This is a genomic window from Acinetobacter sp. 802_lipA, assembly GCF_058242885.1.
In genome coordinates, this window is sequence record NZ_JBZAYP010000001.1 from 669,406 (window position 1) to 688,357 (window position 18,952).

General features: G+C 42.1%; 16 protein-coding genes and 2 pseudogenes. 7 read left to right on the forward strand and 11 right to left on the reverse strand.

The features are described 5' to 3' along the window. Position 1: 1 nt before the first annotated feature. From AC4CU3_RS03315 to AC4CU3_RS03340, 6 genes are all read right to left on the reverse strand, one after another. Complete coding sequence (locus tag AC4CU3_RS03315; protein ID WP_490737983.1) at positions 2 to 229, reverse strand: diguanylate cyclase domain-containing protein; 228 nt, start codon at positions 227 to 229, stop codon at positions 2 to 4. A 61-nt stretch (positions 230 to 290) separates the two neighbouring features. Continuing rightward, a protein-coding gene (locus AC4CU3_RS03320) for an IS4-like element ISAba33 family transposase (RefSeq protein ID WP_155115347.1) occupies positions 291 to 1,381 on the reverse strand; the annotation gives its coding sequence in 2 pieces (ribosomal slippage) (positions 291 to 841 and positions 841 to 1,381; 1,092 coding nt in all). Positions 1,382 to 1,427: 46 nt separating this feature from the next. After that, on the reverse strand, positions 1,428 to 3,065 hold the full coding sequence (locus tag AC4CU3_RS03325; protein ID WP_279045217.1) for a sensor domain-containing diguanylate cyclase: 1,638 nt from the start codon (positions 3,063 to 3,065) through the stop codon (positions 1,428 to 1,430). 131 nt (positions 3,066 to 3,196) lie between these two features. Continuing rightward, positions 3,197 to 3,535 (reverse strand): FKBP-type peptidyl-prolyl cis-trans isomerase, encoded by a 339-nt coding sequence (locus tag AC4CU3_RS03330; RefSeq protein ID WP_004981094.1) that lies wholly within the window; start codon positions 3,533 to 3,535, stop codon positions 3,197 to 3,199. Positions 3,536 to 3,583: 48 nt separating this feature from the next. After that, positions 3,584 to 4,114, reverse strand: a complete 531-nt coding sequence (locus tag AC4CU3_RS03335) for a YaeQ family protein (RefSeq protein ID WP_004694442.1) — start codon at positions 4,112 to 4,114, stop codon at positions 3,584 to 3,586. Positions 4,115 to 4,182: 68 nt separating this feature from the next. Beyond that, positions 4,183 to 5,187, reverse strand: a complete 1,005-nt coding sequence (locus tag AC4CU3_RS03340; RefSeq protein WP_279045216.1) for a CobW family GTP-binding protein — start codon at positions 5,185 to 5,187, stop codon at positions 4,183 to 4,185. A gap of 471 nt (positions 5,188 to 5,658) precedes the next feature. Between AC4CU3_RS03340 and AC4CU3_RS03345 the strand changes: the two genes are divergently transcribed. Continuing rightward, positions 5,659 to 5,862 carry a hypothetical protein gene (locus AC4CU3_RS03345; RefSeq protein WP_004694446.1) on the forward strand — a complete coding sequence of 68 codons (204 nt, stop codon included), beginning with the start codon at positions 5,659 to 5,661 and terminating at the stop codon, positions 5,860 to 5,862. 245 nt (positions 5,863 to 6,107) lie between these two features. Here AC4CU3_RS03345 and AC4CU3_RS03350 read toward each other — a convergent pair whose 3' ends face one another. Together AC4CU3_RS03350 and AC4CU3_RS03355 are read right to left on the reverse strand one after the other, a co-directional pair. Then, positions 6,108 to 6,629 (reverse strand): acyl-CoA thioesterase, encoded by a 522-nt coding sequence (locus AC4CU3_RS03350; RefSeq protein ID WP_004694449.1) that lies wholly within the window; start codon positions 6,627 to 6,629, stop codon positions 6,108 to 6,110. 294 nt (positions 6,630 to 6,923) lie between these two features. Then, positions 6,924 to 7,922, reverse strand: coding sequence for a patatin-like phospholipase family protein (locus AC4CU3_RS03355; RefSeq protein ID WP_279045214.1), 999 nt, complete (start codon positions 7,920 to 7,922; stop codon positions 6,924 to 6,926). 138 nt (positions 7,923 to 8,060) lie between these two features. Between AC4CU3_RS03355 and chrA the strand changes: the two genes are divergently transcribed. Then, a complete protein-coding gene (gene chrA, locus AC4CU3_RS03360; protein ID WP_279045213.1) occupies positions 8,061 to 9,248 on the forward strand; it encodes a chromate efflux transporter in 1,188 nt (395 codons plus the stop codon). A 52-nt stretch (positions 9,249 to 9,300) separates the two neighbouring features. Here the strand turns inward: chrA and AC4CU3_RS03365 are convergent, their stop codons facing one another. Continuing rightward, positions 9,301 to 10,776 (reverse strand): alanine/glycine:cation symporter family protein, encoded by a 1,476-nt coding sequence (locus tag AC4CU3_RS03365; RefSeq protein ID WP_078388425.1) that lies wholly within the window; start codon positions 10,774 to 10,776, stop codon positions 9,301 to 9,303. Between the two features lie 74 nt (positions 10,777 to 10,850). Then, positions 10,851 to 12,092 carry a sodium/glutamate symporter gene (gene gltS / locus AC4CU3_RS03370; RefSeq protein WP_058869175.1) on the reverse strand — a complete coding sequence of 414 codons (1,242 nt, stop codon included), beginning with the start codon at positions 12,090 to 12,092 and terminating at the stop codon, positions 10,851 to 10,853. Positions 12,093 to 12,582: 490 nt separating this feature from the next. Between gltS and tnpA the strand changes: the two genes are divergently transcribed. From tnpA to AC4CU3_RS03395, 5 genes and pseudogenes are all read left to right on the forward strand, one after another. Further along, positions 12,583 to 12,966: an IS66-like element accessory protein TnpA gene (gene tnpA, locus AC4CU3_RS03375; protein WP_004684363.1), complete on the forward strand. Its 384-nt coding sequence runs from the start codon at positions 12,583 to 12,585 to the stop codon at positions 12,964 to 12,966. Further along, entirely contained in the window at positions 12,963 to 13,298 is a 336-nt protein-coding gene (gene tnpB, locus AC4CU3_RS03380) for an IS66 family insertion sequence element accessory protein TnpB (RefSeq protein ID WP_043974827.1), read from the forward strand. The genes tnpA and tnpB overlap by 4 nt, the downstream gene beginning before the upstream one ends. A gap of 74 nt (positions 13,299 to 13,372) precedes the next feature. Beyond that, positions 13,373 to 14,752: pseudogene (tnpC, locus tag AC4CU3_RS03385) on the forward strand (IS66 family transposase); the annotation flags it as partial. A 576-nt stretch (positions 14,753 to 15,328) separates the two neighbouring features. Beyond that, on the forward strand, positions 15,329 to 16,990 hold the full coding sequence (gene ltrA / locus AC4CU3_RS03390; RefSeq protein WP_005167203.1) for a group II intron reverse transcriptase/maturase: 1,662 nt from the start codon (positions 15,329 to 15,331) through the stop codon (positions 16,988 to 16,990). A gap of 104 nt (positions 16,991 to 17,094) precedes the next feature. Next, positions 17,095 to 17,322: pseudogene (locus tag AC4CU3_RS03395) on the forward strand (transposase domain-containing protein); the annotation flags it as partial. Positions 17,323 to 17,462: 140 nt separating this feature from the next. Here the strand turns inward: AC4CU3_RS03395 and AC4CU3_RS03400 are convergent. After that, positions 17,463 to 18,782, reverse strand: coding sequence for a DcaP family trimeric outer membrane transporter (locus tag AC4CU3_RS03400; RefSeq protein WP_201703972.1), 1,320 nt, complete (start codon positions 18,780 to 18,782; stop codon positions 17,463 to 17,465). Positions 18,783 to 18,952: the final 170 nt, after the last annotated feature.

Below are 18,952 nucleotides of genomic sequence, written 5' to 3' on the forward strand. Positions count from 1 at the left end.
ATCACTCATTTTCATCTGATTCATTGGGCATTTTCATCTGATCACGGCCCGCTTCTTTGGCTTGATACAGTTTTAAATCGGCCGCTTTCATAAGGTCGTGAATATTGGCATAACTCGTTTCACGATCCATCCACGACACTCCCATACTCAAAGTCACATAATCTTTGCCATCTAGGCGGTTATGATGCTCAAAGCGCGCACTGCGCACCGCATCTAAAACGGTTTGCATAATCTGGCTAATAATCACAATTGGGACATTATATAAAACAATGCTCTGTACACGACAAATTTCATAGGACCCTTGTCCTATCAGGCTTTTTCTTTCTTAAAATTGCTAGCACTTTCTTAAATTCTTCTTTTTTTCCAAAACCAATCAAACGTAGAATAGCCATTTGAACATAGTCCAAACCGTAGCGAAATAAACTTACTGAAAGTCGTCCATGCTTCTTTATTTTTATCGCTTTTTTCCGATCATGTTGCCATTCACCTGTTAAATAGCACCAACAGAAACCCATAGCTAGCACTGCTATCAATTTCTTGACTCGTCTAGGGTCTGTTAAACGAGTATTTTCAAGATTGAATCCACGTCCTTTGAGACAACTAAATAACGTTTCGATTTCCCAGCGTAATGCATAATCACGAATAGCAGAAGCATTAAACATAGGAGAAACAACAAGTAAAAGTTCTCCATCTTCTAATCGTAGCGCACTAATATACAGTTTCACTCGACCAACCCAAATACGTCGTTTACGACATTCAGTTTGACCAACTTGAAGATGACGAAATAAATCACTAATTTTATGATTCTTGGCTAAGTGATTGGTCACAATAAAGTTTTTTTAACACGTATACAGAAGTTAATGTCATTTTCAATTAACCATGTAAACCATTTCTCACCGATAAATTCTCTGTCTGCAAACACATTCACAATACGATCTTTACCAAAAATGGAGATAAAGCGTTGAATCAAAGCAATACGCTCTTTTGTATCTGAATTTCCACGTTTATTGAGCAATGTCCAAACAATAGGTATCGCTATTCCACGATAGACGATGGCTAACATCAAGATATTGATATCTCGTTTTCCCCATTTCCAATTAGTTCTATCCAAAGTTAATTGGACTTTATCAAATGAAAATATATTGAAAATTAACTGAGAAATTTGACGATAATCGAAATACTGACCTGCAAAGAAGCGTTGTATACGTCGATAAAATGATTGTGGTAAGCACTTGATGGGTAAGGCTTTAGATGCAGAAGAAAGATTACATGTCTGTTTTACAATTAATGCAAGCATAATCAGTGTAAAACATTTTGCATGTGACTTGTTCCACTTTAGATATTTGTTTAAGATGAGATATAACTCATTGAAATGTGTCATCATATTCGTCTTCAGAAAACAAGTATTATGCCATTATTTCAATGAGTTATCTTTTTTTGTCGTGTACAAAGAAAACAATGGCAAACTCTTCCCCACCATAGCGTGCTAAGTAAGCATTATGTGGCAGTACCGCACCAATCACTTTGACCAGATTTTGCAGGACTTCGTCGCCCTTTAAATGCCCATAGTAATCATTATAATTTTTGAAATAATCGACATCCATCATGGCAAAAACCAAAGTTGCATGACTATCTTGTTGTGTTTCAACAAAGCGCTGCTGAATTTCTTGATTCAATGCACGCCGATTATAGGCGCCTGTTAAGGCATCAATTTGAATTTGATATTCGAGTTTTTCATTTAAGTCATGTAATTGAGAGGTGCGCTGTTGCACTTTTTGCTCTAAAGAATCATTCAATTCAATTAAATTATTATTTAAACGTTCGGTATGGTAAGTCTGATAAGCATAGTTACGTGATTGTCGGAACATCACCAAAAGTGCATACAGACTGGTAGAGATAAAAGATAGATGAATAGAATCAATCACATGTAGCGTTAGTAAAAAGTCATGAATGACCGATATACACAGCAATACCACGGCGTATAAATTGATTTTCGAATATTTTTGTTTGGTCTTTAAAGTAAGGTAAAAACCATAGGCAAAATTAAGCAAAATAACAATACTGAAAAATGCGCTATAAAAAGCCAGCTGCTCAAAAACAACTTGCTCGGATAACAAGGTAATGACGATATTCAAGGTCAAAACCAACATGGAGACGGTATAAATCCAACGCTGTAAATAGTACTGATTGAGCAAATACATATAGCTCAAAAAAAACATGACCGCTAAATAGATAAATAAATATTCTAAGCGGATTCCCCACAACCAATTGATATCTAGGAAAGTCGTATAAGCATATGGCGCAGTAAAAAGATTATGTAAGGCAAGAAATAAAATAAAAATACCAAAAACAAAAAAACTTTTACTATTCCGTTTATCTGAACCATGGAACATCGAAAACATGGTGGTGAACATTCCTACACCAAACACCACGCCACAGATCATGGCGATACTCATCATCAATTGCTGATAATGTCGATTAATCGTTTTAGCAATGCCAATATGCATGGGGCTTTCAAGGCCGCCGCGTAAATTGTTAAAGTTTGAGGCTTGTATACTTAAAGTAAAATAGGGGCTGTCAGGGACAAAATAAGCAATCCGCGGTGCATTTTCTGTTTGCTGCGCTCCTGCATTATCCGCGACACCCCCTAAACGAACTAAAAAATCGCCATTGAGATAAACTCGATAAGCACAATTTTGATTGGGGATATGAATGGCTAATCTTCGGCCAATAAATTCCTCCGGAATTTTAAAATGACCGACAAAAGTCCCATAACCCGTATTACTGCCTGTAAGTTCTTGAAATGAAATTGGCAGTTCGGTTGTTTTAGAAGGGAGTTTACGATTAGGCTGAGAAATCAGCTCTTGGTCATAATAAGACCATGTACCTTTTAAATAACTGGTGGTTTGTTCGGTGAATTGAATGTCATTGACATTTTTTTGATGCAAATAATACTGCGTGGGCTCAGCTTCATATTGTGCCCACGTCGAAGGTATTAAACTTAAAACCAGCAAACAGCCTAAAATAAGCCCAAACAAAGACTGTTTGCTCAATGAGCTATACAAAAGCGACTCTTCCCTTAAATACGCTCTGCCTAGTAATTAATCTACAAATGTTTTTCTTAAAAACCAAGTGTTTTTACAAATTAATCAAATACATCCTTGTAATTGACTCTTTTATTTATCACTATTTTTGATTAATCACGTGTTTTTACATCATACAATTCAATTTCAAAAATCAAATTTGAATTGGCAGGAATAATATTGCCCATTTTACGCTCACCATAAGCCAAATGTGATGGCACGATGAGTTTACGTTTACCACCCACTTTCATGCCCATAATCCCTTGGTCCCAACCTTTAATGACACGGCCTGTCCCAATCACGGTTTCAAAGTAGTTTCCACGGTCTAAAGATGAGTCAAATTTGGTTCCATCTTCTAACCAGCCCGTATAATGTGTGGTGATTAAAGCACCTTTAACTGCTTCTTTACCTTCACCGACAACCAAATCAATAATTTCTAATTCTGCGCTCATGTTCTCGCTCCAACCTATTCAATTAATAAATCTAGTTAAACTGCATGCTTATTGCAATTTCGTCCATTCAATAATGGCTTGAGCATGGTCCCCAATTAAAGTCCACTCACCATCCATCACATTCAACTGAAGTTGCATGGTACGCTCACACAAGGCTTGAACTGCTTCAGTACTTGCAGTCGACAATTGCCAGATTTCTACATTGTTCAATGTCTTCAACTTACTGTTGCGCTTATACCACTCATCGACCGCTGTGCCATAAGTGACAATCGCCACTTGCTTACAACGTGCACTGGCTTTTTTCACTTTATCTTCGTCTGGGCTGCCCACTTCAATCCATTTCACCAACTGACCCGTGAGGTCCTTTTCCCACAGCGCAGGCTCATTGGTTTCAAATAAGTCTTTGGTAAACTCTAAAGCTTCATCTGCAAAACGTGCAAACGCTAACAAACGCACCATCAAACGCTCAATGGTTTCTGAAGGATGCAATGCCAAAGTCAGTTGATAGTCCCCATATTGGTGGACATCCATATTGGCAATATTCAAATCTGCCTTATAAATTGTAGCTTTAAGCGCCATACATACCATCCTCAAATTTGCCGACTAGCATATAAGATTTCGGCTTTTTTTGCTTAAAACAATTTAAGTCATTGCTCTATGCGACATTCAAAAAGTGCGCTTTCAAAATCCATCCAATCTCTTTCGTTTTGAACAATCAATTCAACTCGATTATCAATCCCTTCCTCGACATCTTGATAGTTAAATTGTTCTGGATTGAAATTAAATGCCTTCCACCCCTGATTAGTATGGAAAATTCCTTTAATCCGTCGCCAATCTTGCTGTTCACAAAGTAAATCTAATAAATCGTAAAAGTCAAAAACCCAACGCTTCGGCATTTTCCAACCGGCAACACTATAACCTTGCGCCGTTTCTACATAGTGATACGGCAACTGTTTAATCTCGGGAAAATCTTGTTGAGTCGCTTTCAACTGTTGCTGAACGTTCAGTAAAGGTTGCTTTAATCGTTTTGTTCCGATGTACTCAAAATCGATTTGTGTAAGCTCAATCTTGCCCTGCTCTGCCATCAACCACTGCTGAGCACAAGGCTGATATTCAGTTTGCAGTTTTTCAAGAGCATCTTGATCTGCTTTTTGCATTTGAGCTTGATGCGAAACCACCACAATCTGCGCCGCTTTTAATTGATCCTGATACAGATTTTGTGCTGTCCATGCATGATCATGTAAACGCGAACCATCCAGCACCGTGATCGGCGCACGCATGTGCAGAGTTGAGTGCCAATGTGGCTCGGTCAGTTGCTCCAGTAACTGTGCTGGATGCCCCAAGCCTGTGGGTTCAATAAACAGCCGATCAGGCTTTTGTTCTGAAAGCAAACGAGACAGTGCAATTTGCATCGGTAGTTGGCTGCTACAACATAAACAACCACCGAGTAATTCTTTCACCGCATAGCCTTCCGTTTTTGGCATGAGCTGTTGATCTACGCCAATTTGCCCAAACTCATTCATCAGTACCGCCCAAACTTCATGTTCAGGTTTCTGACCTAACAAATACATAAGCAAAGTGGTTTTACCCGCACCAAGAAAGCCCGAAATAATATGCGTAGGAACCGCCTGCGGCATCGACATCAGTTTCAAAATTTTATACCTAGCATGGAAAATGATAAAAACAGCACAATAAAATAAGCCGTTATCTTAATTTAAATCACCAATTTTCTCATCTCAAATCAATGGCATCGAATACTCAGCATTCAGTTGGCTGACATTTCATTTAAACCCCTATTGGACAAACTTCCTTACATTTTATTCAACACCGAAATTAGGGTTTCGCACTTAATTCGCATGCTTTGTACAGTTTATGTGAGTTTTCAAACATCTATATTGATCATTAATTCCTCACTTCCTCTCAATCTATTCACAAAAAACTTCTACTTGTTACTTAAAGCTTACTATTTTTTCATCATCTGTAGTTTTAGGTAATGTGCACTTTTCACATTGTTGCTTCGATTGAACCGCAGATATTCAGGAGATAGCATGAAGCTCAGTTCAAATTGATGTGATGATCAGTCTGAACTATTTTTATCTATAAAATATAAGGATGCCAAAACCATGAAACTTTCTCACCTAATTATTGCAACATCTTTAACAGCTGCGAGCTTTGCAACTTTTGCTGCACCTCAACAAGCACCAGCTCAAGAAGACAAAGTTGTAGTATCAACCCAAGAAACAGCTGAAACTACAGACTTAAGTGCAAATGCACCAGCTTCGGAAGCATCAGCAGAGCAACCGAATCAAGAAAAAGCCGCTAAATAATTCAAATGTTGAGAGATCCAGTGGCTTTACTCTCCTGCTGGATCGCAACAACTTTTTAGCGTCACTTGAAACCAAGATATATCCTATCTTGGTTTCTTTTTATTTATGCGCATGGACTATAGCAGTTCAAGATCAACAGGTGCAGAAAGCCAAATTTGCATAGTTTTCCCATATAAGCTTCTATTCAAAACATAAACGTCAGACATTAAAAAAGATCCCCTGTGTAGGAGATCTTTTTTTAAAACTTAACTATGCGATGCTTTTTTATAAATACTGCACGAAGGATGATGGTTCTCTTGTAAGCGCGCGACCTTACGTTGTTCTGCCGCTTCAAAACGGCAACGCTTCCAGTCATTGTCCAAATTCAATGCAGGAATTTGTTTTGGCTTACCATTTTCATCTACCGCAACCATGGTGAAGTAACAGCTATTGGTATGGCGTACTGTACGCTTTTGAATATTTTGTGCTTCAACACGAATACCAATTTCCATTGAAGTACGACCGACATGGTTCACGCTTGCCAAGAAAGTCACTAACTCGCCCACATGAATCGGCTCTTTAAAATTAACTTTATCAACCGATAAGGTCACCACATAACTTCCTGAAAAACGACTCGCACACGCATATGCCACTTGGTCTAACAGTTTCAAAATGGTGCCACCATGCACATTTCCTGAAAAATTCGCCATATCAGGTGTCATTAAGACCGACATAGTGAGTTCAGACTGGTCATCCGCAGCCGCAGCAATTTGATCTAATGGGGACATCGCGTTCTCTAATTGGTAAGATAATAGGATATGTGACATTTATTATATCGGTTTTGAACGCTAAATTTGGTAACAAAACCATCATTATTATTTATAGTGATTTAAGTATCATTCAAAAAAATATATATAAAGAAGACTAAGTTTTTGAATCTATAGGCCTTCTTTAAATTTTAATTTATTCAAAAACATTGTTGCTGTGATATTTTCTTAGCACATAAATGGCTTTGAGCCTGATCCACTGTATTTCGAGTTATAGAAAAGCCCATTCAGGGTTTATTTCTACATCGCGCCAGATCAATGCGTTCTTACTTGAATACTTTGAATATTCAATTTTTGCTTATAATTTTTCTGCGCAAAAACTTTTTGAATCTGTCCTAACTGTGCAACGGTTGCATCGACCCCAGCTTGCATGGTCAACTCACGTCCGCTGACATCAAAGATATGCACCTTTTCACGTAAGTCTGGCTGAATCACAATATCGGCATTTTTCAGCTCAATTTGTGCAAGGTTCTTTTGCATAATATTGATATTTTGGTTAAACAGCCCCCAAACATTTGAGGTTTCGGTATACATTGGCTGCGCCAGAATATCGACCGCGATAATAATATCCGCCCCTAACTTGCGTGCCACATCAACAGGTACAGGGCTGACTAAACCACCATCTACATATTCATCAGCACCAATCTTGGTTGGAATAAACATACTCGGGATCGATACCGATGCCCGAACCGCTTGCCCAGTATTGCCATAGTTAAAGACGACTTTTTTACCTTCTTTTAACTGCGTCGCCACCACATACATTGGGATAGGTAAGCGCTGAAGTGGAACATCGCTCACTTGTTCATTAACATAATCTTCAACTTTTTGACCATCAAAGAAACCTTTCATGTCCAAACGAATATCGCGCACGTCATTGGCTTTCATATTCAGCGCAATCTCACGAATTTGATTGGCATTTTTACCGCTGGCATACAGTGAGCCGACGATACTACCAGCACTGGTTCCCACGATAAAGTCGGGACGAATCCCCGACTGCTCTAAAACTTGAATTGCGCCAATATGTGCATAACCACGTGCACCACCACTCCCCAACACCAAGGCAATAATTGGACGGTTCTGTTCTTTTTTGAGCTGTTTAAAATTGATCTGGTTGAGTCGCTCTTGGGCTTCCCCTGACTCAGTTTCGGCTGAAAAAGCCTGACTTGGCGTTTCTTGAGCAACTTTAGGCATGCTTTGACAGCCGACTAAAGCGAGCAATGTAAACGACATAAGGCTAAGTTTAATGTTTAACATGATTCACCGAAGTTGAGATAGAGCGAAATTTTCCAGCAGCATAGTGTATGAAAATCAGCAGTCCAAGTACTGTTGTTTTTCGTAAAAGCGTCATATTCCCCTATTATAATCTGTTTCAATTTTTCAGCATAATTCAACATGCACACTCAGCAGCTCACTCGCATCTTTCTGCACTTTTTAAAATTGGGCTGCCTGTCTTTTGGTGGCCCTGCTGCTCATTTGGTGTTTTTTCACCGACATTTTGTACAGCAACTTCGGTGGTTGAGTGATGCTGAATACACCCAACTGGTTGCTCTCGCACAATTGCTCCCTGGGCCGACCAGCAGCCAAGTGGGTATTGCCATTGGTTATCAACTCCAAGGCTACCGCGGTGCGTGCGCGGCTTGGCTCGGTTTTACTTTGCCGTCTATGCTCCTCATGGCATGTTTCGCGGTACTGGGTCAGCAGTATTTCAATCAACTCAGTGCGATGACACTACATAGCATTCAGTTGATCGTTTTTGCTGTGGTGGTCTGGGCCTTTTGGCAAATGTTGACAAATTTCTGCAAAACTATCTGGCAATATGTGCTGATGCTACTTAGCACCTTGTTTCTTTACTTTGTGCCATGGTCATTCAGCCAAGTTATCGTCATCTTTGTTGCTGCTCTCGTCGGTATTTATTTCGCATCAGATTCGACATCAAAGCTCCAAGACAGCAGCTTAAAATCAAAAGTCCAAGCAAAGCAGTCTTATCTTTGGCTAATTGCCTTTGTTTTGCCTTTTGTAGTTTTTATGGTGTTGCATTCATCTTCTTCACTCTTCTCACAGAGCCTGTTCAGTTTTTACCAAGCAGCATCTTTGGTTTTTGGTGGTGGGCATATTATTTTGCCACTTTTACATCAGGACTTCGTCTCCAGCCATATTTTATCTGCCGAACAATTTGACTTGGGTTATGCGCTGGCTCAACTCATGCCCGGCCCCTTATTTAGTTTCGCAAGTTACTTAGGTGCTTTACTGCCTTTAACTCCGTTTGTTTGGCTGAATGTGGTTCTAGCCACTTTAGCAATCTTTCTGCCCTCATTCTTTTTAATCTTTGCAGCCTTGCCCTATTGGTCTTGGCTTATGCAGCAAGCTGCAATACGAAAAGCCGTGATTGGGATTAATGCTGCAGTGGTAAGTTTACTGCTGTGTTTAGTGATACAAATGGGACAAAGTTATTTCAAGCATTGGACTGACTTAGTTTTTGTAATCGCTGTTATTTTAATGCTTCGAACCAAACTCCCGATTTGGCTAAGCCTGATTTTAAGTTTTGCACTCTATCAGCTGTTCTTTTACTCTAGCGGTTAAATAGCCATAAAAAAGCCACTATCAATGTAGAGGCTTTTTTATGGCTAAATAATTACCAAATGTCTGATTTCACTTTGTCTTTAAATTTAGGATGGTTATCCAATTTAAACACAGGCTCTTTCACACCTTGTTTCAGCTGTGCCAAATAGTCTTTTAACAGCATCAATAAGAATGGTGTTAACAGCAAAATAGCAAACAAGTTAATGGTGGCCATGATACCCATGAACAAATCCGCAGTGTTCCAAATGAGAGGCACACTCATCACTGAACCGAGATACACCATAATCAAAACAAAGATACGGAAGACGAACATCACCTTGGCATTGTTATTGATAAATTGCACATTCCCTTCAGCATAGGCATAGTTACCAATGACTGAGGAAAAGGCAAACATGAACAAAATCGTTGCAAGGAAGTCATCACCCCAAGAACCAATTTGGCTCTCTAAAGCCATTTGGGTGAGCGCTACGCCTTCAAAGCCCGCATCATGATAAAGCCCTGAGGCCAAAATAATAATCGCTGTACATGAACACACCACGAAGGTATCCACAAATACACCGAGCATTTGTACCAAACCTTGGTTTACAGGGTGCTTTACATCCGATGCAGCTGCCGCATTCGGTGCTGAACCCATACCTGCTTCATTAGAGAATAAACCACGTTTAATCCCCATCATCATTGCCATAGAAACCATCGCACCGAAGAAACCACCAGCAGCAGCTTCAAACTCAAAAGCTTTAGAGAAAATGAGCTGGAAGATATCAGGTAAAATAGCGTAATTAATTACGGCGATATATAAAGCAACAGCCAAATACAACAAGGCCATCAATGGCACAAAACTTTCTGCCACTTTGGCAATACGTTTGATTCCACCAAAGATAATCATCGCGGTCAACAAGACTAGACCTAGTCCAACCCAAGACACCACAATATGAATGCCACCGAGTTCAAATGCTAGATTGGCTTTATCCCATCCCCATGCATGTGCTGTTGCACCTGTAATTGCATTGGCTTGTACTGCGTTAAACACAAAACCATAAGTTGAAATAAGCGCAACAGCAAAGACTACACCCAACCATTTTTGTTTCAGGCCTTGGGTAATATAGTAGGCAGGTCCACCACGGAACTGTTTATTTTCTTGGTCGCGCACCTTAAATAACTGCGCGAGAGATGACTCAACAAAAGCCGAACTCATACCCAAAAATGCAGTGACCCACATCCAAAATACTGCACCCGGTCCACCAATCGCAATTGCGATCGCAACGCCCGCAACATTACCTACACCTACACGACTTGCAAGCCCAGTGACAAAAGCCTGAAAAGGTGTAATGCCATGATCATCATCACATTCCTTACGGCTTGATTTCATGACCTTGATGCTGTGCAAAAATAAGCGCACCTGTACTGCACCTGTAATTAGGGTGTAAAACAAACCGACCGCAACAAGGAAAATCACCAAAAAGTCCCACAGAGGTCCATTCAGTGTATTCACCCACCCGAGTAATGTTTCATTTAATTGATCATTCATCTCGATATCCTAATTATTGTGAGAGACCTGAAAGCAAAAAAGCCCTAGTTTCCTAGGGCAAATTGCATTTCCAATTAGTTAAAATATTGCAAAATAGACTGAATGACAGCCACGTTAATCAAGTCTACAAAGAATGCGCCACATAAAGGCACAATCAAGAATGCCTTGTGCGAAGGACCATACATGTTGGTAATCGCCTGCATGTTTGCAACCGCAGTCGGTGTTGCACCCATACCAAATCCACAGTGACCCGCAGATAACACCGCAGCATCGTAGTTTTTACCCATCACACGGAATGTCACAAATGCAGCATATAAGCCCATCGTAATCGTTTGCGCACCTAAAATCACCACAAGCGGACCAGCAAGGTCAGCCAATTGCCATAATTTCAACGAAAGTAGCGCCATCGCAAGGTACAACGACAATGATGCATTACCAAATACATCAATCGCACGGTCAAAGATTTGAACTTTGAAAATACCTTCCAACACATTACGTAAAATCACACCACCTGCAAGCGCCCAAACAAAAGTCGGTAACTCAAGCATTGTGCCTTTCATATGGCCGGTCATAAAGTCAGCAAAAGCCAAACAGCCTGCAAACAAACCTAATGTGGTAATGGCATTATCCGCAGTGATTAAACGCACACGATGTGGATATTCAAACGGTACATATTCTGTTGAATTAATATCAGTCAGTGGCGTGTTATCACTCTTTTCAATTTGTTCATTGGTGCGAGGCGTTGCCAATTGATAGCGGTTAATGAGTAACTTCGCTAGAGGACCACCAATCAAACCACCAATAATCAAACCAAATGTCGCACTCGCCATACCCAAAGCTAATGCACCTTGGATACCATGTTTAACTTCTAAAATTTCACCCCAAGCACCCGCAGTACCATGACCACCAGTTAAGGTAATTGAACCTGCAATCAAACCAATAAGTGGGTCAATACCCAATAAAGTTGCAAGGCTAATGCCGACAAAGTTTTGCACCACAATAAATGATGCGACAGCCATCAAGAAAATAACCAGACCAATTCCCCCTTCGCGCAATTTAGCAAAGTTTGCACTTAAACCAATTGAGGCGAAGAAAATCAGCATAAAACTTGTTTGCAATTCGCTACTGGTCGTGATGCTATAGCCCCAAAGACTATGCACAACCAAGGAGATAATCGCTGCAACTAGACCACCTGCGACAGGCTCAGGAATGTTGTAGCGTTTCAAGAAACCAATTTTATTTACCAAGAAACGGCCAAGTAACAAAACGATGACGGCTGCAATCAAGGTATAAAAAGCGTTAAAAGTAAATTCCATGACAATTGTCCATAAAGCGGATGCTTAGATTTTGTTATCTGGCTAATAAGCCACCGAATCCATTGATACTTCAAGAGATATTTCGTAAATCTGAGACAAACTCAGTCTTGCGTATGGAAATTCAGGCAATGGGTAAATTGGTAACAAACTAAGCGATCTGATGCATAACATGTTCAGTTCTACACGATGAGTAAACTGAAATAACGTAATGCCCAATAATGTTTGGACACAGATACGGTTTTTGAAAAAAATCACAAAACCGCCCCATATTGCTTTAAAAACAAGCAATAAATGCACAATATGGGCGAAAGACGGACATTATGCAGATTTTTTATAGATAATCTTTATTTTTTTACAATAATTTCCAACTATTTCACTTATTCTTTTCTGACACAATACTTAAGGTAAGCGTCCGCTGAACACACCTTATGAATTCGTCCTATAAGCCTTAATTTAGTCCTCACTTAAAAACAAGTGGGAACTTAAATTTATGACTACAAATAACCAGACATCCATCGCATCTCTTACGATAAAACGAAGAACATATAGTGCTGAATTTAAACAGCAGATCGTTCAGGCGTGTAAAGCATCGGAGGTTTCAATTGCTTCGGTCGCTTTGCAACATGGATTGAATACAAATCTTGTATCCAAATGGATTCGCTTAATTGATGCTAAGCCAGGGAATGATCGCTCACTACTACCGAATAAACCTGCATTTATTACCTTATCTTGCTCCGCACCATTAGATCCTATCCCTACTGGCATGTTAACGGTTCAAATTACTTTACCCCACTCAAAAGCAGAAATTGGCTTGAAATGGCAAGTATCAGAAATATCTGCTTTAGCAGAATTACTCAAGGCACTTACAACATGATCCGTATCGATGAAATCTGGTTGTCTACTCAGCCCATGGACATGCGTGCAGGTATGGATACGGCCATGGCTCAGGTGGTGAGAGCCTTTGGCTACATCAAACCGCATTGTGCTTACCTGTTCTGTAATAAACGTGGCCATCGCATGAAAGTGCTGGTACATGATGGACTGGGCATCTGGCTGTGTGCCCGGCGGTTGGAACAGGGAAAATTCCACTGGGCTAAAGTTCACCAGGGTGAAAACGTAGCTCTCAGTCCAGAACAGTTACAGGCACTAATTCAGGGTTTGCCTTGGCAGCGCATTGGACGACAGCAAGTGGTAACAATGCTCTAAACTAGGCTGCTACATTCTGCTATTCTCCAAACGTTCTATTTCCTCTGCGTCATGACCTCAGGCATACTGCGGTCATGAAAATGCTGCCTGATTTAAGCCAACTGACCCATGAACAACTGCTGGAATTTACCCGGCAGTTGGCGATGCAGCATCAGTCTCTGGCACAATCAAATCAAGAATTAGAAAAATCAAACCAGCAATTGGATGCCAAAGTTCAACATCTTTCCATTCTCACGCAAAAATACGAGCATGAGCTCGCACTATTTAAACAGCACAAATTTGGCAGTAAAAACGAACATCTCACCGCAAAACAAATCCATCTGTGGGATGAAGCGGTCGAAGAAGATATTGCCGCTGTTGATCTGGAACTGGAACGGCTGAATGCAGATAAAACTGATGCAGCGACACACAAAGCCACAGTCAACAAACCTAAACGTCGACTGCTGCCCGATCATCTACACACCATCCGTATCGAGCATGAACCAACATCAACCCAATGTGCTTGTGGCTGCACCTTGCGTCGTATCGGCGAAGATATCAGTGAAAAACTACATTTCAGACCGGCACAGTTCTATAAGGAACAGCATGTGCGTGGCAAATGGGTCTGTGATCAGTGTGACACCCTGACTCAGCAAGCGATGCCCGCCTATGTGATTGATAAAGGCATTGCTTCACCTGAATTGCTCAGCCATGTGCTGGTATCGAAGTATGCCGATCATTTGCCGCTGTACCGTCAACGTCTGATCTATCAGCGGGCGGGAATCGAACTTTCTAGATCAACTTTATCTGACTGGATAGGTCGCTGCGGTGTAGAACTGGAACCTCTGGCCAATGCCTTAAAAGAGGTGGTGCTGCAACAGCGGGTGCTGCATGCAGATGAAACACCGGTCACCATCATGCGGATGGGTGAGAATAATAAAAAACCGAAGAAAGGTTATGTCTGGGCCTATGCCACCACACAGTACAATCCAGTTCAGGCGGTGATCTATGACTTTCAGGATAGTCGTTCAGGCCAGCATGCAGAAGAGTTCCTGAATGGCTGGCAGGGCCATCTAGTCTGTGATGATTACAGTGGTTATAAAGCACGCTTTAAATCAGGCCAGGTCATTGAGGTGGGCTGCATGGCCCATGCACGTCGTAAATTCCATGAACTGCATGTAACTGGGAAAAGTCAGGTCGCTGAACAGGCATTAGTGCTGATTCAGAAACTGTATGCCATAGAAGCAGAACTCAGGAAAAAGACCGATGGTACAGCAGAACAGCGCCGCGAATACCGACAACAGCATAGTCAACCGGTGATGCAACAACTGTATGAATGGCTCAACCAGCATCAACTGACGGTGCCATCGAGTTCTCCAACCGCCAAGGCCATCAATTACACTCTGAAGCGTTGGCCAGCTTTAAGCCGCTATCTGGATGATGGCAATCTACCGATTTGCAATAATTGGGTGGAAGTGCGACACGAAGTCGCTTAATGAAGTTGTTCCCCCCTGCGGGAACCACCCGTGTCACCGGGTGAATCTAGAAGGCTGAATAAAGAGCGCCTTCGACAATGTAACGAGGCACCGCAAGGTGCGGGGTATCAATCGTGAGAGGCGTACCCTTCTGGCAGCCATAGCCGGACAAGGGCTAGATAATCGGTATGGTGAACACATGTGAATCTGCGTAACGATCGTTAAGTTGAACGAGCGGAAATGGCTGATACGCTCGAACCAAAACGGTAATGGAGGTGGGAATTGCGTCTTTCGACTACGCATTCGTGACCCATACGCCTCCCGGTCGATAGCAGGCACCTAAGCCGATGTACTTCAGTAAGCGGAACGTGGAAATCCCGTATTACTCCCATTGGGAAAGCAGTTTGCAAAAACTGCCCATGGTGATGCGGGCGAAGGAACGAGGAAAAAGCGAATGCCAGTCTGTAATGGGTTGGATAGAGGTTGAAACATTACCCCACGCGAAAGCGGGCTGACGTCCTTATGGTCTCTCATCACAAGAGAGTGTGTAGAACCCTTTTAATGGAGGGAGAGCAAATGAATGCAGCAGTATCAGCGTGTGCACCTTCCAGCACATCGTGGGACAGCATCGATTGGATTGCTGTACAGCGTCATGTCAGAGGGCTGCAAGCGCGTATTGTGAAGGCGGTACAAGACGGCAGGCATAACAAGGCGAAAGCTTTGCAATGGCTGCTGACTCACTCGTTTAGTGGCAAAGCATTGGCCGTCAAACGAGTGTCTGAAAACAAAGGCAAAAACACGGCTGGGGTCGACAAGGTGACTTGGAATACACCCAAGGCCAAGACCGGTGCGATGATGTCGTTGAAGAGGCGAGGTTACACGCCCCTTCCGCTTCGGAGAGTCCTTATTCCGAAGAAAAATGGCAAGATGAGACCTCTCGGGATACCCACGATGAAATGCCGGGCCATGCAGGCGCTCCATCTGCTGGCTTTGGAACCCATCGCGGAGACCATCGCTGATCGGAACTCTTATGGGTTCAGACCGCAACGCTCAACCGCGGATGCTGCAGCACAGTGCTTTGGTGTGCTGTCAAGAAAAGTAAGTGCGGAGTGGGTGCTAGAGGGTGACATTCAAGGCTGTTTCGACAATATCAGCCATGACTGGATGATCGCCAACCTCCCAATGGACAAGGTGATTCTACGGAAATGGCTCAAAGCCGGTTACGTCTACCAAAGCAAGCTGTTTCCCAGTCTTTCCGGAACACCGCAAGGAGGTATTATCTCCCCGGTGCTGGCCAACATGACCTTGGACGGACTGGAAACGATGCTGGCGAAGAGGTTCTCTAACGCCAAATGGACAGGCAAAAAGCTGCAACTGGTACGGTATGCGGATGATTTCATCATCACGGGGTATTCTAAAGAGTGGCTCGAAAATGAAGTTCGTCCTGCCGTGGTTGAATTTCTGGCGCAGCGCGGTCTCGTGCTCTCTCAGGAAAAGACCAAAATCACGCACATAGGGAACGGGTTCGATTTTCTTGGCTGGAACGTACGTAAGTACAACGGCAAGCTACTGATCAAGCCGTCAAAGGCAAACATCAGCGCTCATCTTGACAAGCTGCGAGCATTAATCAATGCAAACAAAGCGACACGACAGGCCACTTTGATCGGTTTGCTCAACCCGATTCTAAGGGGTTGGGCCAACTATCATAGTCATGTCGTTGCCAAGAAGGTTTTCAACCAGGTAGACAACGCAGTGTGGGAAATGCTCTGGCGATGGGCTGTACGTCGCCACCCTCGCAAGACACTCCGATGGGTCAAAGATCGGTATTTCAAAGTACAAGGAGCGCGTCGATGGGTGTTCTCATGTGATGAACAGTCCGCCGATGGTCGGAAGCGACAATACACATTAGTGTCTGCCTCGGACACGCCAATTGTGCGACATATCAAGATCAAGGCTGCTGCTAACCCTCATGACCCCGCATGGGATGAGTACTTCGAATCCCGATGGGGTAAAAGAATGCTGGTCTCCGCAAAGGGGCGAGCCAAGCTGTATCGGGTGTGGCTAAAACAAGGTGGTCGCTGCTGCGCCTGTCTTAAACCAGTCACCAAAGATACACCATGGCACAGCCGTCATATTGTGAAGCTAAGTCATGGTGGAACGGATGCAGTTGCTAATCTTGAGATTTACCATCTGTATTGTCCGAGGAGTGTTCAGTTTGCCAATGTCAACGATGTATAACCGGGTGCCGAATGGCGCCTTAGCAGAGGCTTGAGCCGTGTGCTGGGAAACTCGCATGCACGGTTCTTAGGGGGTTGGACGTAGGTAACTGCGTCTGACTACCCGACAACCAGGTGCGGCCTTGGGCGTTGGGACGTAAGAACTGGTTATTTGCAGGTTCGCTGCGTAGTGGTCAGCGAGCGGCAAACATCATGACTTTAATCCAGTCAGCAAAGCTGAATGGGCTGGATCCGTATGCCTATTTAAGTGATGTGCTGAAAAGATTGCCGACCCATAAAGTGACCCAAATAGAAGAATTGCTACCACACCGCTGGAAATCCAACTCAAATTAAAAAATAGACATGGGGTTCAGCGGACGCTTACTACTTAAGTCTATATTCAAAATGTATTTAGTCTGTATAAATTTCTCGACTCAAACAAAACAGGAGCCTAAAGCTCCTGTTTTTTAAACTACATCTATATCATCACATGATTAGAAGCTGTATTTCGCCATTAAGCCAACACGGTTGTCTTTGTAGCTATTACCAGCAAAGGTATCACGTTTACCATTGATATATTCAACACCTAAGTCCAATGGCTTAACTGGTGAATAGATGAAGTTAATCCATGCTTGGTAAACTTCTTCGTTTGCTGTTGAGTTTAAAGTTGCATAATCTGTGCCGTCATCTGCAAATAGAGCGCCATAGGCTAAAGTTGAACGTAATTTCTCGTTGAATTTATACGTACCACCCACTTGTACACCAAACGCTTCATTTTGCTCGATATTGCCATTCACTGGATTTACATAAAATGCTGTATTGCTTCCGTATAAGTAGTTGCTATTGCCCTGTACATAGGACACATCAGCACTTAGTTTTAAAGGATCAATCACTTGATAGTTTACACCAGCAGCTAAGCCCCAACCTGTTTTATCATCACCAGATGATTCAGACTTATAGTGCTCCACTAAACCACGAACAGATGCATTCGCTTTGCCATCTGCAAAACCTTGCGTTAATTTCGCAGTTAATACTGGTAAGCTATATTTCACATCTGAACTAACAGTCTCCCTCTTAGTTACACCATCAGTCGTGGTAACTTTAAGCTGGTTTGCTGAACTATTCCCTTCTTCCGCAGCAATGAATAGTTTGGTTGCAGGTGCTAAATTAAAGCCATAACGTACTTGTGGAATACGTGCTGTCCCCCCCCCCACGTTAGTGCCTAAATCAATCATTTCTGGTGCATGGTTAGACAGGAAGTTAGATGTGGTTTGACCAAACAACCAGTTGTTATAAGTCAAATATGCATGACGAATACGCAGTGCTTCATTTGTTCCAGCGAAGTCGACTTCTACTTTACCGCCAAGTTTGTTATCGCCACCAACATTGGTATTGAAATCTAAACCTAAGCGTGTATTTTTCGCTGTTGCACGAAGTTTGTCTTTTACATCTTCTTTAGAGCTTGCAACTTTGTTGAAGTCGTCGTCCGCACCTTCAATAATGTAGTTTGCATCGCCACGAACAAAACCATATAGGTTAATGTCTGCGCCAGACTTAGATTTAAACGAAGACAGTGGAGATTCAGCTTTTACAGGAGCAGGCTGTGCTTTCACCTGTTGAATCTGAACTGCTTGTTGTTGTTGAACTTGTTGCTGTTGTTGCATTAATGCTTTTAGCTCTGCAACCTCAGCACGTAACTGAGCAAGTTCTTGTTGTTCTTTGGTTGCAGCATGAGTTGTTGTCATCATCAGAGCAGCCACACTAAGTGCTAGGCTTTGAGCGATAAATGGCTTTTTATTGAGGGCTAAACGCATACACAAACTTCCTTTATTACATTGTTAATAGTGAATCAAAAATTCCATTTCAGTAAAATTTTTTGCACAAAAGACCACTCCGTTTTGGTCTTTTCATATGCAAAGTAATCTTATAAAGATGAAAAATCGCACATTTCGATGTTTTAAGATATGACCTTTTATTACTCTTG